This window comes from Niallia sp. MER 6 (assembly GCF_023714395.1).
Classification (GTDB): Bacteria; Bacillota; Bacilli; order Bacillales; family Cytobacillaceae; genus Niallia.
The window spans coordinates 230992-256290 of record NZ_JAMAUK010000005.1; the positions used below are offsets into that span (position 1 = coordinate 230992).

A 25299-nucleotide genomic window follows, 5' to 3' on the forward strand; every position below is an offset into this window, starting at 1 on the left:
TGTGGGTGTGGAATCTTTTTTTCAATATATGAGAGACTTATATGGCAAGATGAATTCTAATGTGTTTAATCAAGGAACAGGGGCATTAAATTCCCAGCAGCATGCATTTATGAGACAGCTTCAAAAGGAATTGAAAATCGAAATTGCTTCCCAGTTGGCGTTGAAGGACATTGAGACAGTAGTTTTTGATATAGAAACAACCGGTTTTTTCCCAGATAAGGGCGACCAGATTATTTCGATTGGTGCTGTTAAAGTAAAGGGCTGTACAGTGACAGAGGAAGAATTTTACACATTGGTAAATACGAATGGTCCTATTCCTGAAGAAATTTCGTTACTAACAGGAATACGAAATGAGGACACAAAAGAAGCGCCCTTGTTATCAGAGGCGCTCGTAAAGTTTTTTGCGTTTGCTGAAAATGATACACTTGTCGCTCATCATTCGTCACATGAAAAGAACTTTATGCAGTCTGCGTGCTGGAAGCAATTCAAGACACCATTTAAACACCGTGTTGTTGATACTGCTTTTTTGTTTAAAATTGTTGAACCAAATAAAACAATTGTCAGTCTGGAGGATTGGTGCTCTTTAAATGGCATCCCGGCAAATAACCGGCATCATGCTCTTGGGGATGCGAGATTGACTGCGCAGCTTTGGACGCGCTATTTAAAAAAAGCGCAGGACTTAGGCTGTGTTACATTGCAGGATATTTATGAAATGCTAGCTAGAAGATAAATTTTTAAACAACATACAAGAAAAGAGTGGGAACACATGCTAAAAAGCAGCAGACTGCTGTTGCGGAGCTGGAGTCTGGCGGATGCAAGCGATCTTTTCGAATATGCGCAAAGAGAAGAAGTTGGCCCAAACGCTGGCTGGAAGCCCCATAGAACAGAAGAAGAAAGCAAGCAGATTATTCGGTTGTTTTTAATGAAAGCAGAAGTTTATGCGATTTTGTTGCCTGACATAAACAAGGTGATTGGCAGTATTGGTTTGCATTCATATAAAGGAGAGAAGAGCTCCGGATTGAAAGAGCTGGAAATTGGGTTTGCGCTCCACCCTGATTATTGGGGATTAGGAATTATGCCGGAGGCGGTTCAATTAATCCTTGAGCATGGCTTTAATCAGTTGGATGCAGATGTGATTTGGTGCGGCCGGTTTGATTTCAATGACAGGTCTGGGCGGGTTCAGGAAAAATGCGGTTTTACTTACAGGTATAAAAAAATGGAACAACTGAAGGCTTTTGAAGAGATGACTGTTACGAGTCTTTATTACGCGATAACGAAAGCAGAATATAAGGAAAGAAAAAGGACCGAATCTTTGTAAAAGAAGACTCGGTCCTTTTTTTTACAAAAAAAGACCGCTTCATCGGAAGCGGAAAGATTGGATAATTAAGAAGGATATCACTATATATAGATAATTTTTTAATAGAATTACCTATATCTTGATTTGATAGTATCATATTCAGCAATTTAGCGCAAATATTTACTTCTTAATGGAACAGAAGCACAATATAAAAAGCGAAAATTAAAAGGAGTGCAATGATAATCAGTTTTTGTACCCAAGTTTTCGGAAATTTTCTACGTCCCTTTTGTTGGTTAAATCCAACAAATGAAATGATATTTACATATAGGACAACTGTAATAATCGCAAAACCAATAAACTGTGCTATGAAAAGTAGCAGTAAATAGCTTTTTCCTTGGAACATGGATGTGTCAGGAAAAGACGTTCCACTAATCAGTTGAATGATGACATCATTTATCGTTCCAAATAATGCAAACAGGATAACGATTGTCGCTAAGATTTTAATGAACTCCAGATAATAATAAGAAAGTTTTTTCATATAGTTTTCCTCTTTAAGAAATTTGGTGAATCTTGTTATTAATTATAGGAGAAACTGTAGAATGTTGCAATGAGATTACAAGTTTCGACACCGTTCGAGCGTATAATCGGAAATCTGCAAATATTATAAAAAATAATAAAACGTTCAAAAACTATCAAGATATGATTTTTTTTGAATGTTTTTGAAAGAAAATGCTTGAAATCTGAAATCGGTTACAGTATTATTAGTCTATCGACAACAAACCCAGTTCATTAAAAGAAAGGATGTGGGCAGTTGTTAACACCAGAAAGACATTCACTGATTTTGCAATTATTAAAACAACAAAACATTGTTAAAATACAGGATTTAGTAGACGCGACGGAAACTTCTGAAAGCACAATCAGAAGAGACTTGACACAATTAGAGCAAGAAGGATTTTTAAAAAGAGTTCATGGTGGCGCAGCACGACTGCAAGGAAAAATGAACGAACCGAGCATGGATGAAAAATCAGCCAAAAACCTTCAAGAAAAGAAAATGATTGCAGCATATGCTGCAAATCTTGTCGAAGAAGGCGAAAGTATCTATTTGGATGCTGGTTCCACTGTTACGGAGATGATTCCTTTTTTGCAAACAAAGAAAATAGTCGTGGTGACAAATGGTCTGATGCATATGAAGGAACTTCTTTCCTCAGGAATCCAAACCTATCTAATCGGAGGATATGTAAAGGAAAGAACAAACGCACTTGTAGGCAGAGGTGCACTATTAAGCTTAAACCAGTACCGCTTTGATAAATGCTTCATGGGAACAAACGGTATTCATCCTGAATTTGGATATACTACTCCTGATCAAGAGGAAGCAATGGTTAAGAGCAAGGCGATTGAGCTTTCAAGAGAAGCGTTTTTCCTAGCAGATGACACAAAATTTTCTGAAGTGTATTTTTCAAAGATTGCCGACATCCATGAAGCATCTATCATTACAAACGGTAATGATGGCGAGATTTTAGAGATGTACAGCAAAAAAACTAGTATAAAGGTTGTGACAGCATGATTTATACGTTGACATTGAACCCATCTGTTGACTATATCATTGAACTTAGCGAAGTGAATTTAGGAGAATTGAACAGAACAGAGCGCACGAGCAAGTTTGCAGGAGGAAAAGGCATCAATGTTTCCAAAGTACTGCAAAGGATGGGTGTACAAAGCAAAGCACTTGGTTTTGTCGGCGGATTCACTGGCAGCTATATAAAAGATCAGCTTAAACAAGAAGCGATTGACACTGACTTTGTGGAAGTAGAAGAAGATACGAGAATTAATGTGAAGGTGAAGGCTGCAGATGAAACAGAATTGAATGCAGCAGGCCCGGCAATTTCTGAAGAGAAATTAGCAGAACTGAAAGAAAAAATCAGCAAGCTGACATCGGAAGATATGTTAGTGCTAGCAGGCAGCATACCGTCTACACTTCCAGCAAACACATATGAAGAGCTCGTAAAAATCTGCTCTGAGAACGATGTATCTTTTGTAGTGGATGCAGAAGGAGACCTTTTGAAGAAGGTGCTTCCGTATAATCCATTCTTAATCAAGCCGAACCATCATGAGCTTGGAGATTTATTTAATACAACCATTACAACAGCAGAGGATGTTATCCCATATGGGAAGAAACTGCTAGAGCTTGGCGCACAAAATGTTATTGTTTCCCTTGCCGGAGATGGTGCAGTATTGATTAACCAGCACGAAACAATTATTAGCACTGTGCCAAAAGGCGAAGTCAAAAGCTCAGTCGGAGCAGGAGACAGCATGGTTGCCGGTTTCCTTGCTAAATACAATGAGACACAAGATTTAAAAGAATCATTCCGATACAGTATTGCTTCGGGCAGCGCAACAGCCTTCTCTATCGGTTTATGCACGAAAGAGAAAGTCGAAAGCTTGCTTGAGCAAGTAATACTGAAGTAATGATTACAGCTTGTGTATCCAGATGGATGCATAAGCTGTAAGCTCAATTAACATTATCAGCGAAAAGGAGCGTTACAGATGAGAATAACAGAATTGCTGACGCGTGATACTATCCTTTTAAATATAGAAGGAACACAAAAAATAGAAGCTATCGATCAATTGGTGGCAAAATTAGACACAGCAGGAAAGTTAGCAAATAAAGAAGAATATAAAGCAGCAATCTTAAAAAGAGAAGAGCAAAGCACAACAGGTATCGGTGAAGGAATCGCGATTCCTCATGCGAAAACGAGTGCTGTTAAAAAACCAGCGATTGCATTTGGCCGTTCTGTAAGTGGACTGGATTATGAATCTTTAGATGGTCAGCCGGCACATTTATTCTTTATGATTGCCGCTCCAGATGGTGCAAACAATACCCATCTCGAAGCATTATCAAGACTTTCTACCATTCTATTGAAGGAAGAAGTCAGAGCTAAGCTGCTTGCTGCTGCAACAGAACAAGATGTAGTGGACATCATCGACAGCTATGATGAGGAAGAGGAACAAGAGGAGCAAAACATTGCTGATAAAAAGAACTTTATCGTTGCTGTTACAGCATGTCCAACAGGAATTGCACATACGTATATGGCAGCTGATTCTTTGAAATCAAAAGCAGCAGAGCTAGGTGTTGATATTAAAGTTGAAACAAACGGCTCAGGCGGTGCGAAAAATGTCCTCACGGCAGAAGAAATTGAAAACGCTACAGCAGTAATTGTTGCAGCAGACACGAAGGTGCAAATGGAGCGCTTTAAAGGCAAGCATGTCATTGAAACACCAGTTGCTGATGGTATTAGAAGACCGGCAGAGCTTATCGACAAGGCGCTAAAGCAGGAAGCTCCTGTTTATCAAGGTGGTTCTGGTGCTAAAGAAGCTGAAGAAAGCAGCAAAAAAGGCGGTGCAGGTATTTACAAACACTTGATGAATGGTGTTTCTAACATGCTTCCATTCGTAGTCGGCGGCGGTATCTTAATCGCTATCAGCTTTATGTTTGGCTATAACTCATCAGTTGAAACCGACCCAAGCTATAATGCTTTTGCAGCAGTCTTGAAGCTAATCGGCGGAGACAATGCATTCTCCTTGCTAGTTCCAGTTCTAGCAGGCTTTATTGCAATGAGCATTGCTGATCGCCCAGGTTTCGCTCCAGGTATGGTTGCTGGTCTTATGGCAGCAAATGGCGGTGCAGGCTTCTTAGGCGGCTTGATCGCAGGTTTCCTTGCAGGTTATGTAGTTATCGGAATTAAGAAGGCACTGGAAGTATTGCCAAGATCTCTTGAAGGTATTAAAACAATTCTATTATTCCCACTGCTTGGTATTTTAATTACAGGTTTAATCATGCATTATGTTGTAATCGGTCCAGTTGGCGATCTAAACACGGCTATTACAAACTGGTTATCAGGACTAGGCACAGCTAACGCTGTACTGCTTGGTATTATCCTTGGTGCAATGATGGCTATTGACATGGGTGGTCCTATCAATAAGTCTGCATATGTATTCGGAACAGGTCTAATTGCTAACGGTGTTTATGAGCCGATGGCAGCAATAATGGCTGGTGGAATGGTTCCGCCGCTTGCAATTGCATTAGCATCAACTATTTTCAAAAATAAGTTTACAAAGCAAGAAAAAGATGCTGGTACAACGAACTACATTATGGGTCTTTCCTTTATCACAGAAGGTGCAATTCCATTTGCAGCAGCTGATCCGCTGCGTGTAATCCCATCTGTTGCAATCGGTGCAGCAATCACAGGTGGATTATCAATGCTGTTCAACATCGGTTTACGAGCACCACACGGCGGTATTTTCGTATTCGGTCTTGTGGATGGCAGCTGGCTGCTATACTTGTTGGCAGTAATTATCGGTGCTGTTGTAGGAGCAATCCTTCTAGGTATTTTGAAGAAGCCAGTCGCAGAGAAAAAATAATAATTAATTTAGGGAGGAACCTGCAGTTTTAGCAGGTTCCTTTTTTGTAGCAAAACGATATTAAAAGCAAAAGAAGTGCCGATTTAATGGGCATTTCCTTTTGCTTTTATTCGGAATAACACAGCAAGTGCAGCGATTAAGGCAACGCCTGCTAAAATATAAAATTGAAGACTTTCCATTTCCTTGCTTAACAATGCCATAATCGGAGGCCCTGCTGCGACACCAATAAAGCGCATCGAGCTGTACAGGCTTGTGATGGTGCCGCGTTCTTCCTTTTCAATCCCTTCTGTAATGAGGGCATCTAATGGGGGAAGACTTGCGCCAATTCCAATTCCTGAAATAGTTAGTACGGAGATGATATACCATAAATTATCATTAAAGCTGAGGGCAACTGTCCCAATAATAATGAACACGATGCCTGTGAAAGTAATCCACTTCATCAAATTTTGGTCTTTTTTAATTTTCTTTCCTGTAATGAATGAAGTCAGACAAAGTGCTCCAAGTGGTATCGCCAAGTACATCCCTTTTTTTATGTTTTTTATATGATATTTTTTTTCAAGTATGTCTGATAGGTAAAACTGTTCCGCAAAAAGGACGAACATGATGATAACACCAATTAAAAAAATAGCATAAAGCCATTTTTTGTCTTTTTTCATTACTTTTCTCGTATGTTGGATAAACACCCTGAAAGGCGGCGGTTCACTTGGACCTCCAGGCACTTTAACAAAAATCATGATGAGAAGGATGGAAATGAGACAAAATACAGGTATGGCCCAAAATGGCATAAACCAGACAATTCCGGCTATGATTGCACCAAGCACAGGGCTCAGCACCTTACCTAGAGTATTGGCTGTTTCAATCACACCTAATGTGCTGCTTATTTCCTCTTCTTTTTTAAACATGTCACCAACAAGAGGCAATACAATCGGGAATGCTCCTGCGGCTCCTATGCCTTGCAATGCCCTGCCTGCAAGAATAATCCAATAAGAGTTCTCTATTTTCCATGCTGCAAAGCCGCAAATCGCTCCTCCAATTCCGGCAATGATTAGGCTTGGAATAATGACTTTCTTTCTGCCGATATGGTCGGATAAATAACCGGCTACAGGAATGAGCAATATCGCCAAAATACTATAAACAGTAATAATCATGCTCACCTGAAAAGACGAGATGCCAAGTTGACTCTCGATATTTGGCAATACTGGTATCAGCATACTATTTCCAAGCGTCATTACTAATGGTATGGAAGAAATAGACAAAACAGACATTTTTGTAACTTTTACATCTTTACCCTTATTAGCTGTATCTTTGTTTGCTTTATCCTTTTTTTTATGTTCATCACTAAAACTGAAAAAGCCTTTTTCCTCATTTATGTGATCCATTTAAATTCTCCTTGATTTAAATAGTGCTGACTACTAATAATATGTACTTGTACGATTTTATTTACACTTGAGATTTTTAGGAAATACTGTGAACGCAAGTTATGTAAAGCTCTGTTCGCATAAAAGGATTAGCGTTATAATAATTAAAAAACACTTGGGAGGATAAGATGAAGGGAGAAATAATCTGTTTAAGTGTGGGCAAGCCAAAGAATTATGATTGGAACGGCAGAGATGTCTCAACTGCCATTGGTAAAACGGTTTTAGAAGAATGTTTTTTATCATTCGACGGCTTTGACGGCGATGGTGTTGCTAACGAAGAATTTCACGGTGGCAGAGACAGGGCTGTATGCTTTTATTCATATGAGCATTATCAAAATTGGGAAAAAAAGTTTAACACTGTATTAAAACCGCCAGTTTTCGGGGAAAATATTTGCGGCACAGGCATGCTTGAAAAGAATACATATATTGGTGATGTTTTTTCAGTTGGCGATGCTGTTATCCAAGTCACGCAAGGAAGAATTCCGTGCAGTACGATATCCAAGTACAATGACATTCCGACATTTTTAGGTCAGATAGTAGAAACATGCTACACAGGCTATTTTCTGAAGGTTCTAAAAGAAGGAACCGTTTCATCGTCTTCGCCTCTAATATTGCTTGAACGTAAACAAGAGGAAATTTCTGTATGGGATGCTACGAAAGTAATGCTCCTTGACCGGAATAATAAAAAAGAAGTAGAGCGGATGCTGCAGCTTGAAGATCTTGCCGCTGACTGGACGAACCGTTTCCAAAAAGCATTGCAGAAATAAAAATTATGTAAAATTCCTTGACATAAAGATCGGCGTATTTTATGATTGGTTTAACATAAATTTGAGTGATGACGAAGAGTAGTAACTATTGACTGGAACTTAAGAGAGCTGATGGTTGGTGAGAATCAGTGTTACACAATAGTGAATGGACTTCTGAGCTTCTAAACCGAAACTTGATATTCAAGAGGTAGGCTTTAGCGAAATGTCTCATCGTTACAAGAGACCGAAATATGCGCCAAAGAATCTTTGAGTGCATGATTTCTTAGAGTGAGCTTTTTAACAAAGCTAATGAAGGTGGCACCACGGGTCTCTCGTCCTTTTTTTACAGGAGAGAGACCCTTTTTGCGTTCAAAAAAATAATTTCATACTAAAATCAATGATTAAGAGTAGTAAGCTAATATGTCTGGTAAAGAGAGTCGGTGGTTTGGTGAAAACCGATCCAAACAGTTAGCTGAATGGACTTAAGAGTGCGGGTTTGAACAAATTAGTAGGGCTTGCCGGTTTCCACCGTTAACAGGATAGAATATTATTTGTATTCGAAAAGAGAGAGTGTTTTTCACTCTAACTGAGGTGGTACCGCGGTTTAACTAATCGTCCTCTATTATTGCAGCTTTTATGTCTGTAATAATAGGGGACTTTTTTATTGGATTTTTTAGAGGACACATAGACGGAGGTAAAGAAATGAAAACGACAGGCAGCCAAATGGTGATTATCGAAAAATTGGAAGGCGATACGCTCACACCAATCAGTATTTATCAAAAATTAACTGGAGAAAAAAAGTTCCTGTTAGAAAGTTCCTTAAAGCATGAAGCATCAGGCCGGTTTTCGATTATAGGCAGCGATCCTGTTTTTGAACTTATTGGCAATGGGCCAGTTACAACAGTGAAACGAAAAGACAGCGTAGAAACAGTGGATGAAAAAGCCTTGGATCTTGTCAAAAAACTCCTTCCAGTTCAAGACCTTCAATTGCCATATGGACTGCCGATAAATGCTGGAGCGGTCGGCTATGTCGGCTACGACAATATTAGGCAGTACGAAAATATTGGTCCGGAGGCGAAGGATGAGCTAAAGCTGCCAGACGTGCATTTAATGTTTTTTGAAGATTTCGTAATTTTTGACCATTTAGAACAAACTGTTTATTTGGTTGCATCTCCTTTAACAGACGAAACGACAGAAGAGCAGTTGAAGAACAGGCTCGAAACAAGAAAGCAGGAAATTCAGTCACAGTATACAGAAAGTACAGAAGATGTTCAGCTGTCTGCTTTTAAAGCAACTGTCACTAAAGAGGAATTTGTAGAAAAAGTAAACAAGGCGAAGCAATATATTGCAGAAGGAGACATCTTTCAAGTCGTACCTTCTCAGCGGATGTCAGCAGATATTAAAGGTTCGAGCTTTTCTTATTACAGAAAGCTGCGAGTGAAAAATCAATCACCTTATATGTACTATCTCGATTTTGTTGATTATGCTATCGTCGGCAGCTCACCTGAAAGTTTGATAAAGGCGAGCGATGGAACAGTTATTACAAATCCAATCGCCGGAACAAGACCTAGAGGAGCTACACCGGAGGAGGATATAGAGCTTGAAGCAGATTTACTGCAAGACGAGAAGGAATTGGCTGAACATAAAATGCTTGTAGACTTAGCAAGAAATGATGTCGGCAAGGTCAGTCATTTCGGAAGCATTAAAGTAGAGAAATATATGAAGGTTGAAAAATACAAGCATGTGATGCATATCGTTTCAGAGGTGAGCGGCCAAATCAAGGATAACCAGTCAAGCGTAGATGCACTCATATCATGCTTGCCTGCAGGGACAGTTTCTGGTGCCCCGAAGATTAGAGCAATGCAAATTATCAATGAGCTTGAAGGGGTCAAAAGAGGAATTTATTCTGGGGCAGTCGGCTATTTCTCCCAAAATGGCAACATGGATTTTGCACTGGCTATAAGGACGATGATTATTAAGGATGATAAAGCCTATATACAAGCAGGTGCTGGCATCGTATATGACTCCGTCCCTGAAAAAGAGTACGAAGAGACAATCCATAAATTAAAGGTATTTTTGGAGGGACTATCATGATTTTATTAATCGATAATTATGATTCATTTACGTATAACCTGTATCAATATCTAGGAGAATTAGGCGAAGAAGTGAAGGTTGTTCGCAATGATGAGCTGACAGTGGAGGATATACAGAAGCTGAACCCTGCTAGTATTGTACTCTCTCCAGGTCCAGGCCGCCCTGAAAATGCCGGCATTATGATTGAAGTAATACAGAAATTACATCAACAGTTTCCGATTTTAGGAATTTGCCTCGGTCATCAAGGGATTGGCTCAGCTTTTGGGGCTAAGGTCGTAAGAGCAGAAAATATTATGCATGGGAAAACCTCTTATTTGGCAGATGTAAATAATGACCCGCTGTTTGCCGGATTAATTAGCCCGATTGAAGTGATGCGTTATCATTCACTTGTTATACAAAAAGACACATTGCCAAGAAACTTTGAAGTGTTAGCAGTATCTCATGACGATCAAGAAATAATGGCAATTAAACATAAGCACTACCCAGTATACGGATTTCAGTTTCATCCAGAATCAGTTGGAACAGACACAGGCAAGCAGCTTCTTGCCAACTTTATTACAGAAACAAGAAAGGGAGTATTGAGATGAAGAGTTATTTACAAAGATTAATGAATCATGAATCACTGACAGAAGCGGAAATGCTTGACGTCTCGAGAACCTTTTTTACAGATAGCGTTACAGACAGTCAATTGGCAGCATTTATAACGGCGTTAAAGCTAAAAGGCGAAACGGTTGACGAAATCGTTGGTTTAGTTAGAGCAGTCAGAGAACAGACATTAAAATTCGAAAATGTAGGTGGCTGTATCGATAATTGCGGAACAGGTGGCGATGGCTCTCATAGCTTTAACATCAGCAGCACATCTGCTTTCGTGTTAGCAGGAGCAGGCATTCCAGTTGCAAAGCATGGCAATAGAAGTGTTTCAAGCAAGACTGGCAGTGCAGATGTTTTGGAGCATTTAGGCATCCATTTAAATGTCACACCAGAGCAGAATGAACAGCAGCTAAAAAATATCGGCATTACCTTCTTATTTGCACAGCATGTACAGCCGAAAATGGGCAGAATCATGAAAGTGAGAAGAGAGTTGGGCATTCCGACAATTTTCAACTTAATTGGTCCTTTAACGAATCCTATTGAGCTGGAAACACAGGTGCTTGGCATATACAGAAGAGATTACACAGAGGTTTTTGCTGAAAGCTTGAAAAAATTAGGACGGAAAAGAGCCGTTGTCCTTAACGGGGCTGGCGGAATGGATGAAGCATCCCTGCAAGGAGACAATGAACTCGTTATTTTAGAAGAAGGAAAGATTCGAAAGGTAATTCTGCGACCGGAGGAAGTGAATCTGCCTGTGTACAACAATGAAGCAATCCGCGGCGGAGACGCAAAGGAAAATGCAGAGATCATGCTTAAAGTGCTCAACGGGGAAAAAGGTGCATATAAAGACACTGTTTTGTTAAACGCAGGAATAGGTATTTTCGCTGCAGGAAAGGCAATGAGCATCGAAGAGGGAATCGAGCTTGCCAGACACAGTATTGACAGTGGGGCAGCTCTTTCAAAACTCGAACAGTTAGTAACGAACAGTTCATTATATGAGAAAGCAGGGATATAAAATGGAAACCATTCTAGATAAAATCATCGCCAAAAAGCTAGCAGTTGTTGAGGAGCTTAAGCAGCAAAAAGCTGTAATACAAAAAAATCCTACAATGGCGAGAAAATCATTTATGGAAAGACTGGCAAACACGGATCAGCTTGCGATTATTGCTGAGTTTAAAAGAGCTTCCCCTTCAAAAGGAGATATCAATATTGGTGTTGATCCAAAAGAGCAAGGCTTAAAATATGCGCAATACGGTGCTGATTGTATGTCTGTTTTAACAGACGGTCCGTTCTTCAAAGGCAGCTATGAGGACTTGGAGCGTGTCAGCTCTGCAGTTCCTATCCCTGTCTTATGCAAAGACTTTATCATTGATGAAATTCAAATAGATTTTGCTAAAGCAAAGGGCGCAAGTCTTGTGTTGTTAATTGCAGCAGCCCTTGATGATGAGAAGCTGAACCGCCTTTCCAAGTATGCAGTTGCAAGCGGCTTGGAGGTGCTGATGGAGGTTCATAATGAAGAGGAGCTTGAGCGTGCCCTTCAAACGGACTGTCAGCTGATCGGTGTTAATAACAGAGACTTAAAAACATTCCACGTCTCCTTAGAAGTTACGGAACGTTTGGCGCCAACTATTAAGGAATCTGGCAGATACTTAGTGAGCGAAAGCGGAATTGCCTCACAGGAGGATATAAACAGAGTTGTTGCTGCAGGTGCAAATGCAATACTAGTCGGGGAAACCTTTATGAAAGCTGCTAATCTAAAAGAAACATTAGCAAGCATGAAAGTCCAAATATAAGGAAGTGACCATGTATGAATGTCAAAATATGCGGGATAAGAGCAGAAGAAGAAGCACTTTGCGCCGTTCAAAATGGAGCGAAAGCTATCGGATTTGTCTTTGCAGACAGCAAACGGAAAATCGAGCCGGAAACAGCCAGAACGATTATCGATAAGCTTCCTGATGACATCTGGAAAGTTGGGGTGTTCGTCAATGAAACAAGAGAAAGAATCGATGAAATTGTCCGGATTTCAGGCATTAATGTCATTCAGCTTCATGGAGATGAATCGAGTGAATATGCATCTTCCTTTGAATTGCCAGTAATAAAGGCGTTCAGCATAAAGGAAGAAAGCGATTTGGAAATAATTGCGGATTTTCAGTCTGATTATATCCTGTTGGATAGTGCGCGGGAGAGGTACTTTGGCGGAAATGGCAAAGCGTTTGATTGGAATATCGTAAAAAACTATGACTTTAAAGGCAAAAAAGTCATTCTTGCAGGAGGCTTACATAAAGACAATGTAAACCAGGCGAAGACAATGGTCGATCCCTTTATGCTCGATGTATCAAGCGGTGTAGAAACAGATGGGAAAAAGGATTTGCAGAAGATTGAAGGATTTTTACAGGAAGCACTTCAAGCAGTAAACAAATAGGAGGAGCGACAATCATGACAGTTAACTATTCATATCCAGACAGCACAGGACATTTCGGTATTTATGGAGGAAGATATGTTCCAGAAACATTAATGACAGCAGTTGTTGAATTGGAAAATGCTTATATCGAGGCAAAAAAAGACCCGGCATTCCAAGAGGAATTAAATTATTTGCTGAAGGATTATGTTGGCAGAGAAACACCCCTTTATTATGCTGAAAGACTTACAAAGCATTTAAACGGAGCGAAAATTTACTTAAAAAGAGAAGATTTGAACCACACAGGAGCACATAAAATCAATAATGCTATCGGCCAGGCGCTTTTGGCAAAACGCATGGGTAAAACAAAGGTCGTTGCCGAAACTGGAGCAGGCCAGCATGGTGTTGCAACAGCTACTGCCTGTGCGCTGCTCGGTTTAGAATGTACGATATTTATGGGCGAAGAGGATATTAGAAGACAGAAACTGAATGTATTCCGGATGGAGCTTCTTGGAGCAAAGGTCGAAAGTGTTACCTCTGGAAGTGCGACATTGAAGGATGCATGTAATGAGGCACTAAGATATTGGGTTACTAATGTAATGGACACCCACTATATACTTGGATCTGTTATGGGACCACATCCATTTCCAATGATGGTCCGTGATTTCCAAAGCGTCATCGGAACAGAGACGAAGGCACAGTTTTTGGAAAAGGAAGGAAGACTCCCAGAAGCAGTGATTGCATGTATCGGCGGCGGCAGCAATGCGATGGGCATGTTCTATCCATTTATTGAGGATGAAGATGTTGCTCTTTATGGTGTAGAAGCATCAGGACACGGACTAGATACAGATAAACACGCTGCATCCTTAACGAAAGGCAAACCCGGAGTGCTTCACGGTTCTTATATGTATTTATTGCAGGACGAGGATGGACAAATTCAAGAAGCGCACAGCATTTCGGCAGGACTTGATTATCCTGGCGTTGGACCAGAACACAGCTATTTAAATGATATCGGCAGAGTGAATTATGAATCGGTCACAGATGATGAAGCGTTTGAAGCATTGCAGCTGCTGTGCAGACTAGAAGGAATTATTCCTGCATTAGAAAGCTCTCATGCAATTGCTTATTGCTTGAAGCATGCACCTAAAATGAACGAAGAGGAAGCGATAGTCGTTTGCTTATCTGGCAGAGGCGATAAAGATGTTAATACAGTAATGGACAGAATGGGAGTGAATCAATAAGATGGTGACAATTGCAGAGCGTTTTGCACAAGTTGAAAAGAATGGCGACAAAGCCTTTGTTCCATATATTATGGCAGGCGATGGCGGCCTAGACACATTAGAGGAAAAAATTAAATTTCTTGAAAGCAGCGGAGCAACAGCAATCGAGCTTGGGATTCCGTTTTCCGACCCTGTTGCAGACGGACCGATCATTCAAGCTGCCGGAATTCGGGCACTTCAAGCAGGAACAACATTGAAGAAAGTGTTTCAAACATTAACTTCCTTCCGGGAAACGACAACCATCCCGATTGTTTTTATGACGTATTTAAATCCAATCATTGCCTATGGCATTGAGGATTTCTTTCAATCATGCGAAGAGTCAGGCGTTAACGGCATAATCGTGCCAGATATGCCAATTGAAGAAGAAGGCCTAGTGCAAGCTGCTGCTGACAAGCATCACATCGAAATCATCCGACTTGTAACATTAACAAGTTCATTAGATAGAATTGCACAGATAGCCAAAAAAGGCAATGGCTTTTTATATGCAGTCACCGTAACAGGAATCACTGGGGCAAGAACAGTCTTTCAAGAACAGCTAGGAGAGCATCTGCTTAAAGTGAAAGAAGTCAGCCCTATTCCAGTGTTGGCAGGCTTTGGCATCTCCACCCCACAGCATGTGAAAGACATGACGCAATATTGTGACGGCGTTATTGTCGGCAGCAAAATTATTGAGTTATTTGAGAAAAATGATTTAGAAGGAATTAGAAGCTTAATAGCAGCCAGCAAGAGGGTTTCTGTTTAAGAAGCAAAATTCATCCATATGAAAAACAGGCAGAAAATACTTTCTGCCTGTTTGATTTCAAAAGCGATTAAAAATAAATATTATAACCATACATAATGGAAACAAGCAATAAAACTACGAGAATTCCAGGCAGAAGATTTGCCACTTTAAATTTGGTCAGCCCTATTAAATTTAAGCCAATCGTCATAATCATAACCCCGCCGGTAGCTGACATTTCCAAAATAAATTGATCCATTAATTGCTGCGGAATCACACGATCAATCTGGGTTGCAAAAACAGCAATTAGCCCTTCATAAATAATAACAGGAACAGCTGAAAAAAGAACGCCGATTCCTAAAGTGGAAGTCAATATAAGTGCGATAAATGAATCAATAATCGATTTTGTAAATAAAACATCATGATTGCCGCGAATCCCGCTGTCGAGAGCTCCAATAATCCCCATTGCTCCAATTGCAAATATTAACGTACCTGTAACAAAGCCTTGTGAGATGCTTCCCTGCTTGTCAGAACCAACCTTTGCTTCTATCCATTGTCCAAGCTTGCTTATTTTATCTTCTATCGCTAATAATTCACCAATAATTGCACCTAACGAAAGGCTCAAAATCACAATCGTAAAATTCGCCGTTTTAAGTGCCATTTGAATTCCTAATACGACAATAGACAAACCCATTATATTCATAACAGCGTCCTTCATATTGTTAGGTATACGGCGAAGGACACTGCCAAGTAGTGCACCAATCATGATACCTACTCCATTAACTATTGCTCCCAGTAAAATCATTATGTTCATCCTATCTATCTATTTAGTTGTGTCTCTATAGATTATAGGAGGAAAATTCCGATAAATAAAGTCGAAGTTTTACTAGTTAATCGGAATAGATATACCGATATAACAAACAGTTAACTAGAGGTAGGGGGGAATTATAGACTAAATCCTCCAGAAGCATCTATAATTTGGCCAGTTATCCAACGGCTGTCAGAGGAAGCAAGAAATGAAACAACGTCTGCAATATCTTCCACTTTACCTAAGCGGTGGAATACGGAGGATTCAGTGGCGAACTTTTTAATCTCCGGATTATCCAGCAGCTTGGAATTGATATCTGTCTTTGTATACCCAGGCATAATAGTATTAACTGTTATATCACGTTCACCAAGGTGTTTTGCTAATGGAAGTGTCATCGTGTTAAGCGCTCCTTTACTCAAACCATAGGCAATCGACCCTGTTAAACCAATCCGTACTTCTGCAGATGAAATGTTAATGATGCGTCCCTTTTCTCTTAGTCTTGGTATGGCATTCTGTATGAGGAAAAAAGGTGCTTTAATATTAATATCTATGATTTCATCGAAGATTTCTTCTGTTGTATTTTCAATGGTTCCTTGCGTTCCAATACCTGCATTATTTACTAATATATCAAATGAGACGGAGCTAGTTTTTTCTAACAGCTTTTCATCTAATTGCTGCAGCAGTTTTTTTACTCCGTGCAAAGACTGTAAATCAGCTGGAATGGAGAAAGCATCACCGCCTGCAGCGATAATTTCCTTAACCGTAGCATCAGCAGCCTTTTGATTGCTTCCATAATGAACAGCAACGATGGCCCCGTCATCTGCTAACCTTTTGGCGATTGCACGGCCAATTCCACGGCTGGCACCTGTTACTAAAGCTATTTTGTCTTGTAAATTCTTCATATATAATCACGCCCCATTAATGTGAATTATTATTTAAAGCATACTTATATTTTATTGGAATTATCAGAAAACTAAATATATAATTATAAAAAGAAAACTCATTTGGCTTGTGATTTTAAAGACATATTGCCGTAATTACTTTATAAAATAAAGAAGGGGAACTAACCATGAAAAATACAGTAAAACTGGATGAAACAGATTATAAAATTATGAATTTATTATTTGAAAACGCAAGGATACCTGTCTCTGAAATCGGCAGAGTTATATCCATGACGCAGCCAGCTGTCAAAGAAAGAATTAATAAGCTTGAAGAGCAAGGGGTAATAGCTGGTTATAAAGCAAAGTTTGAACCTTCTAAAATTAATAAAAATATCTTAACGTTCATCATGTTTAAAACGAGCAAGTGCGCTGATTTTATCACATACTGTGAAGTGGCGCCTGAAGTAGTAGATTTATATCGTGTCAGTGGGGAAGCCAACTATTTACTAAAAGTAAGGACCGATTCACTTGATTCTCTTGCTTCATTTTTAGATTCTTTAATGAGATTTGGATTATCACAACCCATAATCGTTATGAAAAGTGAGTTTGAGGAAAAGATCTCTTTTTGATTTTCTACATCCAGTTACAATTATTTGACAGCAACCAAGAATTAAACTAAATTAATAGTGAATACACCATTCATTATTAAGAGGTGGTTATTATCCAGTCAAAAAAAGAGGAAGTAAAAAAACAAATCGAAGCTGCCGCCTTGAAAGTGTTTTTTAACAAAGGATTTTTGAATGCAAAAATGAGCGATATCGCTGAAGAAATTCAAATTTCAGTCGGAAATATTTATACGTATTTCAAAAATAAAAACGATTTGTTTTATTCGGTCGTTCCACCATCCTTAGTCGATTATTTGCAAAAGGTGTTAGTTGAAAGCATTCATTTTGATAACCAGACATTGTTTGATGAGGCGAGGACGGAGAAAAGGACAGATATTTTTCAAAAGCAGATTAATCTATTAACCCAATATCATCAGCAGATTGTGATTATTTTTGAAAAAAATCAAGGAACGGAATACAGCAATGCCAAAAACGAGCTGATTGATTTAATGATGGAAACTAAAATGCCGTACGTTAAGAGTACGTACAAAAGATATGAAATAAACAGTGAGGATAATTTTATTTTATTGAATATTCTCGCTAATAGTTTCGTCAACATGATTTTAGACTTATTAAAGAGAGAGATGAGCATAGAAAGCAGACAGCAGATATTTGAGGTGCTTAGCATATACAGGCTGCATGGACTCAAAAGCTTAAATGAATAATACTGTACACTAAAGTGATTCACTTAGTTTAAGGTGAATCACTATTTTAAAAACTAAAAATGAATAAACTATTCATTTTTGAAAAATGGGAGGAAGCACTCATGAAGACAGGATATGCCTTACATAATTGCCATATAATCTATGGTGATGGGAAAAAATTTGCAGATACAAATATGACCATATTAGTAAACGAACAAGGGAGAATTCATCAAATCGAAAAGACAAGCAATCTCGTTGTTCCAAGTCATTATGAGAGCATAGACTTAACAGGGAACTATGTAATGCCTGGCCTTATCAACGCCCATGTACATCTGTTTGCAGACGGAAAGCCTTTTACATTGTCAGTAAGTGAAAAGCTTTTAAATTTTGCGTTTCACCATCTTTTGGATACATCGATAGGAAGAAGAATCTTAAAAAAACGGATGAAAAAAAATGCCATAACCGCCTTGCATTCTGGTGTAACGACGATGCGCAGCGTAGGTGAATTCTTTTATAAAGATGTGGAGCTGAGGGAGGAGATTCATGCGCACAAGTTCGTAGGTCCGAACCTACTTACAGCAGGCTACTTCCTAAGTGTAACAGGCGGTCACGGCGCACCTTATTTAGCCTTAGTCGGCGATTCTCCGTGGGAGGCGAGAAGAAATGTGAGAATAAATGTTAAACATGGGGTGGATTTAATTAAAATCTGTGTCACCGGCGGTGTTACAGATGCAAAAATGGTCGGGGAAGCTGGCCGGTTACAAATGACAGAGGACGAAGTTGCCGCCATATGTGAGGAAGCTCATAAAATCGGCATACGTGTTGCCGCACATGTGGAAAGTACGGAAGGAGTAAGAGTTGCACTAAAGGGAGGGGTTGATACGATAGAACATGGAGCGGAGATGGATGAGGAAATTATCAGTCTGTATAAATGTAATCCTAGAGCCTTAAAGGGTTACACAGCGTTAATTCCTACTTTGCAGGCTGGTTATCCTAGCGCAAAATTGGATTTGAGTCTGACGAAAGTGAGCGAAACAGTGCAAGAAAACTCTCGGCTTGTTTACGATTCGATGCTAGCAAGTGTAAGGCAGGCGGTAGAACATGGGATAAAAATGGGGATTGGTACAGATGCAGCAATGCCATTTGTGACACACTATGATATGTGGCGCGAGCTGGACCATCTTATGCGAAAAACGTCGCTCGATTCACTGCAGGTAATTGAAAAGGCAACAAAAACAAATGCAGAAATTCTCGGCATAGATCATCTAACTGGAACGATTGAAATGGGAAAACGAGCAGATTTAATTGTAATGGACCATAATCCATTAGAAAATATCAAAACTTTATCAAATATAACGATGGTAATGGTAAATGGTCAACTTATAAAAAATCCAAACGTAAATAAAATGAAGGAAGTGGATGATTTGCTAGATTTAGTATGGAGCAACGAATAAAAAAACCAGAAATATAAATTTCTGGTTTCAGCTTACTAATATAAGTGAGGGCTCTAAGAGAGACAAAGAAAATATTGGCTATTGCCCGTTTTCTTGAATCCATTGCCGTTCACTTCATCTGTACAGTCAATCCACTGATATTTTTTTGCTTTGCTTTCTAAAACCTCACTAATCTCATCTTCCGTTTCGTGCATTAAGCTGATTACTTCCGTTAATGTCATCTTAAAGTGAGCGGCTGCCTCTTGATGCGGCAGCTGCTCTTTAAGAAGTGATAGAAACTGTGTTTTTGAATCAGCTTTCTGTGCTAAAGACTCTTCCTTATCTACAATATATTGGTAAACTGCTTTCTTAAACGGTGGCAGTGTGTTGACGAAATTCCTTTCAAGTATCTCCATCCACTTTTCATTTCTCATTATAGGCAACCTTTGCTATTTAAGCAGATACTAATCAGTAGTAAAGAATTATCGTAACTATTACGATTTACCAAAGAGCCATTAACAATTTCCATTAATTGTTTTCTTTCATATTGTACTTTTTCAGGAAGCGATCCACTCTTCCGCCTTTATCTGCAAATTTCTGCTTACCTGTGTAAAATGGATGTGAATCTGAACTAGTCTCTACTTTAATAAGAGGATAAGTATTGCCATCCTCCCATTTAATAGTCTCATTGGATTTTTTCGTCGAACCTGTCAGAAATTTGAAGCCGCTGTTCGTATCCATAAATACGACTTTTTCATAATTTGGATGTATATTTGCTTTCATATTATCACCTCATATTTTTTACTACTTACTCATGATAATCGAAATCATTACGTTTTGCAAGTGATGTGCATTATATATCCTATACCATGAATTAAATCGACCAAACCATTGGTAACATAGTTTTTTTAGAGTATCGCATTTTTTTATACTAAACAAAAACTTCCTTTAAGTGAGAATCGTCTAATGGGTGGAAGGGAGCAGTGTGCATTGGAAGAAAGTATCAATGGAGATTTGAGTATCCAAAATAGAGAAAAGCTATTGAATCAACTTATGGATGAATATGGCCAGTCATTATTGCATCTTGCCTATTCATATGTAGGCAGGAGGGAGATTGCAGAAGATTTAACGCAAGAAATATTTGTGAAATGTTATCAAAAGTTAGATCAATATCAAAAAAGATCCTCCTTAAAATCATGGATTTGGAGAATTGCTATTAATCATTGTAAAGATTATTTAAGGAGTTGGCATCATAAGCATATTGTTTTTTCAGAAGAAGAAGTACGGCATATTCCAAGCGCTGAGAAAGAGGTGGAAAACCAAGTTATCCAGAAAGATGAAGATCAAGAGTTAGTTAAAGCAGTGTTTCATTTGCCGGACAAATATAGGGAAGTAATTTATTTATATTATTTTGAGGAATTATCGATTAAAGAAATCTCTGGCCTCATAGATGTGAATCAAAATACGATTAAGACAAGGTTAAAACGAGCTAAAGAACTGTTAAAGATAAGCTTGGAGGGATGAAAATGGATGATCGATTAAAGAATTTAAGAAATGCGATGAAAAAAACAGTGTTACGAGATATTCAGTTTACAGAACAGCATAAAGGAAGTATTAGACGAAAAGTAAATCAGCTTTCAACCAATTCAGAAGAAGAGGTCATTTTAGCAATATTTCAATTATTAAAAGAAAAACGAACTGGTTTTGCATTAAGCAGACTTCTCCGTGCAAGAGGAATGGGAAAGTTTGAAACAGAAGAGGGCTATCTCTACATGTTTTTACATAAATTTGAGCATAAAGGTTACTTGCGTACTTATTGGAATGAACCTGATGTTAAATATTATCAACTTAACACAAAAGGCTTAAAGCTGCTAAAAAACCTCGAAAAAGAAAGTAGTAAAGCTTACTGCTTAAAAGAAATATTGGAGTGGTAATAAGATGACTAATCTTAAGGAATCTTTTTTATTAGAAGTAATGCAATATATAAAATCAAAAGATGCGAAAGAAGCTGTCCGCAAAGAGCTGAGTTATCATTTGAAAATGTCCCAATCAGAATTAATAGGAAAGGGGGCAACTGAAAAAGAAGCGGAACAACAAGCTATCAAGCAGATGGGCAGCCCGATTGAACTTGGTTCATACTTTAATAAGCTTTATCGACCTTTATTTGATTGGAAACTATTTTGTTTATTTACCACTATTATTCTAATAGGAATCCTACCGTTACTTCATATACAAGCTGATTTTTCAGTAGTTAGCAATCAAATAATGTTTATTATATTAGGAATTTTCATTGCGCTTTCGGTAATGCTGTTTGATTACCGCAAGATAAAGAATTTTGGGTGGCTGATTCTTATTACAGGTTTCGTGTTACTGCTCGCTTTAAACTTTTTCCCAAGTACGACGGTTAACGGACTTTTCGTTATCCGCTTCCTGTCTTTTACAATAAGCGGTGCAAGTCTTTTGCCTGTATTCTTAGTGTTTTGGGCAATCTATCTATCTAAAGATAAACCGAAGAGAATGGTTGTAATAAGTATTTATTTGCTGTCATTTTTATTATTCGTAGGACTGGCTAACTTAACAGATATCTTTCTATATTCCTTGTTGGTGCTTACTTTAATAGTTGTTAGTTCAGTTAATAACAAAACATTATATCCATCCATTGGTGTTTCTTTAGGTCTACTGCTTACCTTTATCATTATATTTTTTGTTAGCGCTGGTGCTGACCTAAAAAGACGAATACTGTCATTTTTACACCCTGAGAACTACGCAGAGAATGAAGGCTATATATACTTATTGCTAAAAGATATCCGTTCATCAGGTGGCTGGTTTGGAAATTCAAGTGTACAGTTTAATCAAGTTGAAATGTCCACAGACTTGGTTTTAGCCAATATCACCTATTATTATGGCTGGATCGTTGCTAGTCTTGTATTTGTGATAATATTGCTGTTGGTGTGGAGAATGATTGTTCTGTCTACCCAAATAAAAGATAAATTTGGCAAACTGTTAATTTTGGGTGTATGTTCCTTGCTATCTGTACAATTTATCTATAATATTGGCATGATATTAGGATTAGTCCCGGTTATTTACATGTCACTGCCCTTTATTAGCTATGGATTAACACCAACCGTTTTAAATTCTCTATTAATTGGAATCGTATTAAGCGTATATCGCAGGAAGAATCTAGTCTTAACTAGTTAAAAAAACCGGCTGCCATTATGTCAGCCGGTTTTTTGTGTTCTAATGTAGAAGTTTATTCAGCAACGACTGCAAATTGTTTAACAGTAGGAATAACCGAGGCTAATTCCTTATCTGGGTATTTTTTCTCAAGCTCGTGAATATCCTTAAACTCTGTGCTCCTGACCCATTTTAAGTAATCCTCCTTCGTTTCCCATTCCATATGTACGGTAATTTCTCCTTTGTTTTTTTCATTTTGGAGCAGAAGGAAGCGGATAAATCCATGGTTTTTGTCTACTAATCGGGAACGGTTTTTATAGATTTCAATGACTTCAAGCGCCTTTTCATCTGGGACTGGAAAGGTTGACTGAACAATAAACATGAAGCAAAACTCCTCTGAAATTAATTTTTTACTATCGTACCATAAATTTATCAGAAAATTCATCGTATAGAAGGAAAGCATATAAGAAATATGGAATTATTAAGTTAGAAACCTAGCAAAAATTTTTTCCTGAACAAAAATCATATGACAACATAAGAAAGGGGGGATTCGTTTTGCAGGTAAGGGTGCTTAAACCAAAGGACGCAAAAGATTACTGGAATTTGCGGTTAACAACATTAAAGCAGCATCCAGATGCCTTTTTATTAACCGTGGAAGAAGAACAAAAACGCCTCTATCCCATTAAGAGGATTACAGCTCTCTTAAAGGACCCAACAAGGGTTACTATAGGTGCATTTATGGATGAACGCCTTGTTGGCAGCATCACCCTTCAAAAGGAAACCTATAAAAAAATTAAGCATAAGGCAAGTGTGCTGTCATTTTTTATAGAAGATGATTTTCGGAACAAGGGGATTGGCAAACGGCTTTTGACAGAGGTAATTACTCTAGCAAAAAGGTATGATATTGAGCAATTGCTGCTGGCTGTCGTTTCCACAAATGCAGGTGCAATTGCCTTATACGAATCATTCGGCTTCACTGTTTTTGGATTGGAAAAGAACGCATTAAAGGTGGATGGACAATACTTTGATGAACAGCATATGATTTTCTATCTTTCGAGTAGTTGAGAGAAAAGGAGTTGCAGGGATGAAAACAAGAAGTGTAGGAATACTGTTATTTGATGATGTGGAAGTGCTTGATTTTGCAGGACCTTTTGAAGTGCTGTCAGTAGCCTCCTTTAAGGATCGTGATGATAGGAAACCATTTAAGGTAGAAACAGTTTCAGAAACAGGAGAGCTGATTGCTGCGAGGAACGGATTGCAAGTGTTGCCTAGCTATTCCTTCGAAAATGCCCCAGCATTTGATATAATCATCATCCCTGGCGGACCGGGAGCAAGGCTGACAGAAATACATAATGAGAAATTGATGGAATGGATAAAACAGCAAAATAAAACGGCAGAGCTTGTGGCTTCTGTTTGTACAGGTGCCTTGCTGCTTGCAAAAGCAGGGCTTTTGGATGGGAAAAAGGCGACGACACATTGGGCTTCCTACGATAATTTCGCAGAAACCTTCCCCAAAGTGGAAGTGGTTAGAGGCGTTAAATTTGTTGATGAAGGCAGAATTGTCTCTTCAGGCGGCATTTCTGCAGGGATAACGATGGCATTCCATCTTGTGGAAAGATTATTAGGAGCAGATGAAAAAGCCATAACAGCAAAAAGAATGGAGTATGATTTGCCAGAATAAGCTAAAAAAGAAGGCTTCTACTGCAGAAGCCTTCTTTTCCCTTGTTATTTATAAGAAATTGCTTCAAGTGAGAACCCATTTTTGGATTTTAAGAATTGGGTAAACAATTCAACAGAGCGAGTGTGGATATCTGTTTTTGGGATGACATAGGAGAAGTTTCGGTTAATCTGTTCATTTTTAAGCCGGATGGAATGGATTGTTTTCATATGAAGTTCTTTTTGAATCGAAAACTTAGAAACAATCGAAATGCCAATCCCTGCTTCAACAGACTCTTTAATAATTTGCGTGCTGCCAAACGATCTCAAAATAAGGGGAGAAAAGGCATGCTTTTCAAACAGTTTGTCAATAACCTCTCTCGTTCCGGAACCTTCTTCCCGTAAGATCCATGTTTCACCGTACAGGCTTTCCAGATCAATCGTACGAAAGCTTGCTAAAGGATGATCAGTGCCTACGATAATTACCAGTTCATCCTGTTCAAAGGGAGTGATATGCAGGTGAGGGTGACTTTTGACTTCCCCATCAATTATGCCAATATCAAGACTGCCATCAAGAACTTGCTTCATGATGCTGCTAGAATTGCTGATGGAGACTTTCGGTTCAATTAATTGGTGTACTTTCATAAAATCAGAAATATATCTGGGCAGTAAATACTCACCGAATGTATAACTAGACCCAATTAAGAGAGGACCGCTCACAACCTTCGTTATGTCATCAATAAGGCCTTCCGCCTGTTCATACTCTTTTAGGATACGCTTGGCATGATAATACAATATTTCACCAGCACGAGTAAGCCGAACGTATTTGTTCGTACGATCGAAGAATTTCACTTCATACTTCTTTTCCAAAGCTTTTATGGAAAGCGTTACAGCAGATTGTGTAATATGGAGCTCTTCGGCAGCTCGAGTAAAGTTCTTCTTTTCAGCAACTGTGACAAATGTCAATAAATGATAATCCAATCCTCTCACACTCTCCTTCTGCCAGATTTGAAGTCTTCGTTTCGCATCTTCATTTTTTTAGTATATACTTAGTTCGCTTAAATAAATGATAAATCC

Annotated in this window: 29 protein-coding genes and 2 other annotated features; of the genes, 21 read left to right on the forward strand and 8 right to left on the reverse strand. The window is 38.7% G+C overall.

What is annotated here, in order from left to right; genetic code table 11:
* Window position 1 precedes the first annotated feature (1 nt).
* Together M3600_RS09720 and M3600_RS09725 are read left to right on the forward strand one after the other, a co-directional pair.
* Entirely contained in the window at window positions 2-730 is a 729-nt protein-coding gene (locus tag M3600_RS09720; RefSeq protein WP_251645629.1) for an exonuclease domain-containing protein, read from the forward strand.
* Between the two features lie 36 nt (window positions 731-766).
* Entirely contained in the window at window positions 767-1318 is a 552-nt protein-coding gene (locus M3600_RS09725) for a GNAT family N-acetyltransferase (protein WP_233313656.1), read from the forward strand.
* A gap of 166 nt (window positions 1319-1484) precedes the next feature.
* Here the strand turns inward: M3600_RS09725 and M3600_RS09730 are convergent, their stop codons facing one another.
* A complete protein-coding gene (locus M3600_RS09730; protein ID WP_233313657.1) occupies window positions 1485-1835 on the reverse strand; it encodes a hypothetical protein in 351 nt (116 codons plus the stop codon).
* A gap of 273 nt (window positions 1836-2108) precedes the next feature.
* Here M3600_RS09730 and M3600_RS09735 point away from each other — a divergent pair, with 273 nt between their 5' ends.
* From M3600_RS09735 to M3600_RS09745, 3 genes are all read left to right on the forward strand, one after another.
* Complete coding sequence (locus tag M3600_RS09735; RefSeq protein WP_233313658.1) at window positions 2109-2861, forward strand: DeoR/GlpR family DNA-binding transcription regulator; 753 nt, start codon at window positions 2109-2111, stop codon at window positions 2859-2861.
* On the forward strand, window positions 2858-3763 hold the full coding sequence (gene pfkB, locus M3600_RS09740; RefSeq protein WP_233313659.1) for a 1-phosphofructokinase: 906 nt from the start codon (window positions 2858-2860) through the stop codon (window positions 3761-3763). The genes M3600_RS09735 and pfkB overlap by 4 nt, the downstream gene beginning before the upstream one ends.
* A gap of 78 nt (window positions 3764-3841) precedes the next feature.
* Complete coding sequence (locus M3600_RS09745; RefSeq protein ID WP_251645635.1) at window positions 3842-5716, forward strand: PTS fructose transporter subunit IIABC; 1875 nt, start codon at window positions 3842-3844, stop codon at window positions 5714-5716.
* An 83-nt stretch (window positions 5717-5799) separates the two neighbouring features.
* Here M3600_RS09745 and M3600_RS09750 read toward each other — a convergent pair whose 3' ends face one another.
* Window positions 5800-7095 (reverse strand): MFS transporter, encoded by a 1296-nt coding sequence (locus M3600_RS09750; protein ID WP_267913275.1) that lies wholly within the window; start codon window positions 7093-7095, stop codon window positions 5800-5802.
* Window positions 7096-7262: 167 nt separating this feature from the next.
* Between M3600_RS09750 and M3600_RS09755 the strand changes: the two genes are divergently transcribed.
* From M3600_RS09755 to trpA, 8 genes are all read left to right on the forward strand, one after another.
* Window positions 7263-7901 (forward strand): MOSC domain-containing protein, encoded by a 639-nt coding sequence (locus M3600_RS09755; RefSeq protein ID WP_233313661.1) that lies wholly within the window; start codon window positions 7263-7265, stop codon window positions 7899-7901.
* Window positions 7902-7960: 59 nt separating this feature from the next.
* Window positions 7961-8223: a binding site (T-box leader), on the forward strand.
* A 45-nt stretch (window positions 8224-8268) separates the two neighbouring features.
* Window positions 8269-8503: a binding site (T-box leader), on the forward strand.
* 79 nt (window positions 8504-8582) lie between these two features.
* Window positions 8583-9974, forward strand: coding sequence for an anthranilate synthase component I (trpE, locus tag M3600_RS09760; protein WP_233313662.1), 1392 nt, complete (start codon window positions 8583-8585; stop codon window positions 9972-9974).
* The gene (locus tag M3600_RS09765) at window positions 9971-10561 is read left to right on the forward strand and encodes an anthranilate synthase component II (RefSeq protein WP_237941527.1); all 591 of its coding nucleotides are present in this window, start codon (window positions 9971-9973) and stop codon (window positions 10559-10561) included. The genes trpE and M3600_RS09765 overlap by 4 nt, the downstream gene beginning before the upstream one ends.
* Complete coding sequence (trpD, locus tag M3600_RS09770) at window positions 10558-11580, forward strand: anthranilate phosphoribosyltransferase (protein WP_251645638.1); 1023 nt, start codon at window positions 10558-10560, stop codon at window positions 11578-11580. The genes M3600_RS09765 and trpD overlap by 4 nt, the downstream gene beginning before the upstream one ends.
* 1 nt (window position 11581) lies before the next feature.
* The gene (trpC, locus tag M3600_RS09775) at window positions 11582-12358 is read left to right on the forward strand and encodes an indole-3-glycerol phosphate synthase TrpC (RefSeq protein WP_237941526.1); all 777 of its coding nucleotides are present in this window, start codon (window positions 11582-11584) and stop codon (window positions 12356-12358) included.
* A 14-nt stretch (window positions 12359-12372) separates the two neighbouring features.
* Window positions 12373-12987 (forward strand): phosphoribosylanthranilate isomerase, encoded by a 615-nt coding sequence (locus M3600_RS09780; RefSeq protein WP_237941525.1) that lies wholly within the window; start codon window positions 12373-12375, stop codon window positions 12985-12987.
* A gap of 14 nt (window positions 12988-13001) precedes the next feature.
* Window positions 13002-14204, forward strand: a complete 1203-nt coding sequence (trpB, locus tag M3600_RS09785; RefSeq protein ID WP_233313667.1) for a tryptophan synthase subunit beta — start codon at window positions 13002-13004, stop codon at window positions 14202-14204.
* 1 nt (window position 14205) lies between these two features.
* Entirely contained in the window at window positions 14206-14985 is a 780-nt protein-coding gene (gene trpA / locus M3600_RS09790; protein ID WP_233313668.1) for a tryptophan synthase subunit alpha, read from the forward strand.
* 67 nt (window positions 14986-15052) lie between these two features.
* Here the strand turns inward: trpA and M3600_RS09795 are convergent, their stop codons facing one another.
* A complete protein-coding gene (locus M3600_RS09795; RefSeq protein WP_233313669.1) occupies window positions 15053-15766 on the reverse strand; it encodes a DUF554 domain-containing protein in 714 nt (237 codons plus the stop codon).
* Window positions 15767-15906: 140 nt separating this feature from the next.
* Window positions 15907-16671 carry an SDR family oxidoreductase gene (locus M3600_RS09800; RefSeq protein WP_233313670.1) on the reverse strand — a complete coding sequence of 255 codons (765 nt, stop codon included), beginning with the start codon at window positions 16669-16671 and terminating at the stop codon, window positions 15907-15909.
* A 167-nt stretch (window positions 16672-16838) separates the two neighbouring features.
* On the opposite strand from M3600_RS09800, the gene M3600_RS09805 reads away from it, so the two are divergent.
* From M3600_RS09805 to M3600_RS09815, 3 genes are all read left to right on the forward strand, one after another.
* Window positions 16839-17279: an Lrp/AsnC family transcriptional regulator gene (locus M3600_RS09805; RefSeq protein WP_237941524.1), complete on the forward strand. Its 441-nt coding sequence runs from the start codon at window positions 16839-16841 to the stop codon at window positions 17277-17279.
* A 140-nt stretch (window positions 17280-17419) separates the two neighbouring features.
* A complete protein-coding gene (locus tag M3600_RS09810; RefSeq protein WP_245399980.1) occupies window positions 17420-17980 on the forward strand; it encodes a TetR/AcrR family transcriptional regulator in 561 nt (186 codons plus the stop codon).
* Window positions 17981-18081: 101 nt separating this feature from the next.
* Window positions 18082-19413, forward strand: a complete 1332-nt coding sequence (locus M3600_RS09815) for a metal-dependent hydrolase family protein (protein ID WP_237941522.1) — start codon at window positions 18082-18084, stop codon at window positions 19411-19413.
* Between the two features lie 53 nt (window positions 19414-19466).
* On the opposite strand, the gene M3600_RS09820 is transcribed toward M3600_RS09815, so the two are convergent.
* The gene (locus M3600_RS09820) at window positions 19467-19826 is read right to left on the reverse strand and encodes a hypothetical protein (RefSeq protein ID WP_233313674.1); all 360 of its coding nucleotides are present in this window, start codon (window positions 19824-19826) and stop codon (window positions 19467-19469) included.
* A 94-nt stretch (window positions 19827-19920) separates the two neighbouring features.
* Complete coding sequence (locus tag M3600_RS09825) at window positions 19921-20175, reverse strand: type B 50S ribosomal protein L31 (RefSeq protein WP_233313675.1); 255 nt, start codon at window positions 20173-20175, stop codon at window positions 19921-19923.
* A 183-nt stretch (window positions 20176-20358) separates the two neighbouring features.
* Between M3600_RS09825 and M3600_RS09830 the strand changes: the two genes are divergently transcribed.
* The 3 genes from M3600_RS09830 to M3600_RS09840 are packed head-to-tail and all read left to right on the forward strand — an operon-like array spanning window position 20359 to window position 22590.
* Window positions 20359-20916, forward strand: coding sequence for a sigma-70 family RNA polymerase sigma factor (locus tag M3600_RS09830; protein WP_396953799.1), 558 nt, complete (start codon window positions 20359-20361; stop codon window positions 20914-20916).
* 2 nt (window positions 20917-20918) lie between these two features.
* Window positions 20919-21326 carry a PadR family transcriptional regulator gene (locus M3600_RS09835; protein WP_237941520.1) on the forward strand — a complete coding sequence of 136 codons (408 nt, stop codon included), beginning with the start codon at window positions 20919-20921 and terminating at the stop codon, window positions 21324-21326.
* 4 nt (window positions 21327-21330) lie between these two features.
* Window positions 21331-22590: an FtsW/RodA/SpoVE family cell cycle protein gene (locus M3600_RS09840; protein ID WP_251645645.1), complete on the forward strand. Its 1260-nt coding sequence runs from the start codon at window positions 21331-21333 to the stop codon at window positions 22588-22590.
* A 52-nt stretch (window positions 22591-22642) separates the two neighbouring features.
* Here the strand turns inward: M3600_RS09840 and M3600_RS09845 are convergent, their stop codons facing one another.
* A complete protein-coding gene (locus M3600_RS09845; protein ID WP_233313676.1) occupies window positions 22643-22948 on the reverse strand; it encodes an antibiotic biosynthesis monooxygenase family protein in 306 nt (101 codons plus the stop codon).
* Between the two features lie 173 nt (window positions 22949-23121).
* Between M3600_RS09845 and M3600_RS09850 the strand changes: the two genes are divergently transcribed.
* On the forward strand, window positions 23122-23631 hold the full coding sequence (locus M3600_RS09850; RefSeq protein WP_233313677.1) for a GNAT family N-acetyltransferase: 510 nt from the start codon (window positions 23122-23124) through the stop codon (window positions 23629-23631).
* A gap of 19 nt (window positions 23632-23650) precedes the next feature.
* The gene (locus tag M3600_RS09855; RefSeq protein ID WP_251645647.1) at window positions 23651-24247 is read left to right on the forward strand and encodes a DJ-1/PfpI family protein; all 597 of its coding nucleotides are present in this window, start codon (window positions 23651-23653) and stop codon (window positions 24245-24247) included.
* A 44-nt stretch (window positions 24248-24291) separates the two neighbouring features.
* Here the strand turns inward: M3600_RS09855 and M3600_RS09860 are convergent, their stop codons facing one another.
* Complete coding sequence (locus M3600_RS09860) at window positions 24292-25203, reverse strand: LysR family transcriptional regulator (protein WP_233313679.1); 912 nt, start codon at window positions 25201-25203, stop codon at window positions 24292-24294.
* Window positions 25204-25299 lie beyond the last annotated feature (96 nt).

What these genes read in the sequence shown, in the direction of transcription:
- M3600_RS09725 (WP_233313656.1), top strand. Translation starts at nt 767, where the DNA reads ATGCTAAAAAGCAGCAGACTGCTGTTGCGGAGCTGGAGTCTGGCGGAT.
- M3600_RS09730 (WP_233313657.1), bottom strand. Translation starts at nt 1,835, where the DNA reads ATGAAAAAACTTTCTTATTATTATCTGGAGTTCATTAAAATCTTAGCG.
- pfkB (WP_233313659.1), top strand. Translation starts at nt 2,858, where the DNA reads ATGATTTATACGTTGACATTGAACCCATCTGTTGACTATATCATTGAA.
- M3600_RS09745 (WP_251645635.1), top strand. Translation starts at nt 3,842, where the DNA reads ATGAGAATAACAGAATTGCTGACGCGTGATACTATCCTTTTAAATATA.
- M3600_RS09750 (WP_267913275.1), bottom strand. Translation starts at nt 7,095, where the DNA reads ATGGATCACATAAATGAGGAAAAAGGCTTTTTCAGTTTTAGTGATGAA.
- M3600_RS09755 (WP_233313661.1), top strand. Translation starts at nt 7,263, where the DNA reads ATGAAGGGAGAAATAATCTGTTTAAGTGTGGGCAAGCCAAAGAATTAT.
- trpE (WP_233313662.1), top strand. Translation starts at nt 8,583, where the DNA reads ATGAAAACGACAGGCAGCCAAATGGTGATTATCGAAAAATTGGAAGGC.
- M3600_RS09765 (WP_237941527.1), top strand. Translation starts at nt 9,971, where the DNA reads ATGATTTTATTAATCGATAATTATGATTCATTTACGTATAACCTGTAT.
- trpD (WP_251645638.1), top strand. Translation starts at nt 10,558, where the DNA reads ATGAAGAGTTATTTACAAAGATTAATGAATCATGAATCACTGACAGAA.
- trpC (WP_237941526.1), top strand. Translation starts at nt 11,582, where the DNA reads ATGGAAACCATTCTAGATAAAATCATCGCCAAAAAGCTAGCAGTTGTT.
- M3600_RS09780 (WP_237941525.1), top strand. Translation starts at nt 12,373, where the DNA reads ATGAATGTCAAAATATGCGGGATAAGAGCAGAAGAAGAAGCACTTTGC.
- trpB (WP_233313667.1), top strand. Translation starts at nt 13,002, where the DNA reads ATGACAGTTAACTATTCATATCCAGACAGCACAGGACATTTCGGTATT.
- trpA (WP_233313668.1), top strand. Translation starts at nt 14,206, where the DNA reads ATGGTGACAATTGCAGAGCGTTTTGCACAAGTTGAAAAGAATGGCGAC.
- M3600_RS09795 (WP_233313669.1), bottom strand. Translation starts at nt 15,766, where the DNA reads ATGATTTTACTGGGAGCAATAGTTAATGGAGTAGGTATCATGATTGGT.
- M3600_RS09800 (WP_233313670.1), bottom strand. Translation starts at nt 16,671, where the DNA reads ATGAAGAATTTACAAGACAAAATAGCTTTAGTAACAGGTGCCAGCCGT.
- M3600_RS09805 (WP_237941524.1), top strand. Translation starts at nt 16,839, where the DNA reads ATGAAAAATACAGTAAAACTGGATGAAACAGATTATAAAATTATGAAT.
- M3600_RS09815 (WP_237941522.1), top strand. Translation starts at nt 18,082, where the DNA reads ATGAAGACAGGATATGCCTTACATAATTGCCATATAATCTATGGTGAT.
- M3600_RS09820 (WP_233313674.1), bottom strand. Translation starts at nt 19,826, where the DNA reads ATGAGAAATGAAAAGTGGATGGAGATACTTGAAAGGAATTTCGTCAAC.
- M3600_RS09825 (WP_233313675.1), bottom strand. Translation starts at nt 20,175, where the DNA reads ATGAAAGCAAATATACATCCAAATTATGAAAAAGTCGTATTTATGGAT.
- M3600_RS09830 (WP_396953799.1), top strand. Translation starts at nt 20,359, where the DNA reads ATGGGTGGAAGGGAGCAGTGTGCATTGGAAGAAAGTATCAATGGAGAT.
- M3600_RS09835 (WP_237941520.1), top strand. Translation starts at nt 20,919, where the DNA reads ATGGATGATCGATTAAAGAATTTAAGAAATGCGATGAAAAAAACAGTG.
- M3600_RS09840 (WP_251645645.1), top strand. Translation starts at nt 21,331, where the DNA reads ATGACTAATCTTAAGGAATCTTTTTTATTAGAAGTAATGCAATATATA.
- M3600_RS09845 (WP_233313676.1), bottom strand. Translation starts at nt 22,948, where the DNA reads ATGTTTATTGTTCAGTCAACCTTTCCAGTCCCAGATGAAAAGGCGCTT.
- M3600_RS09855 (WP_251645647.1), top strand. Translation starts at nt 23,651, where the DNA reads ATGAAAACAAGAAGTGTAGGAATACTGTTATTTGATGATGTGGAAGTG.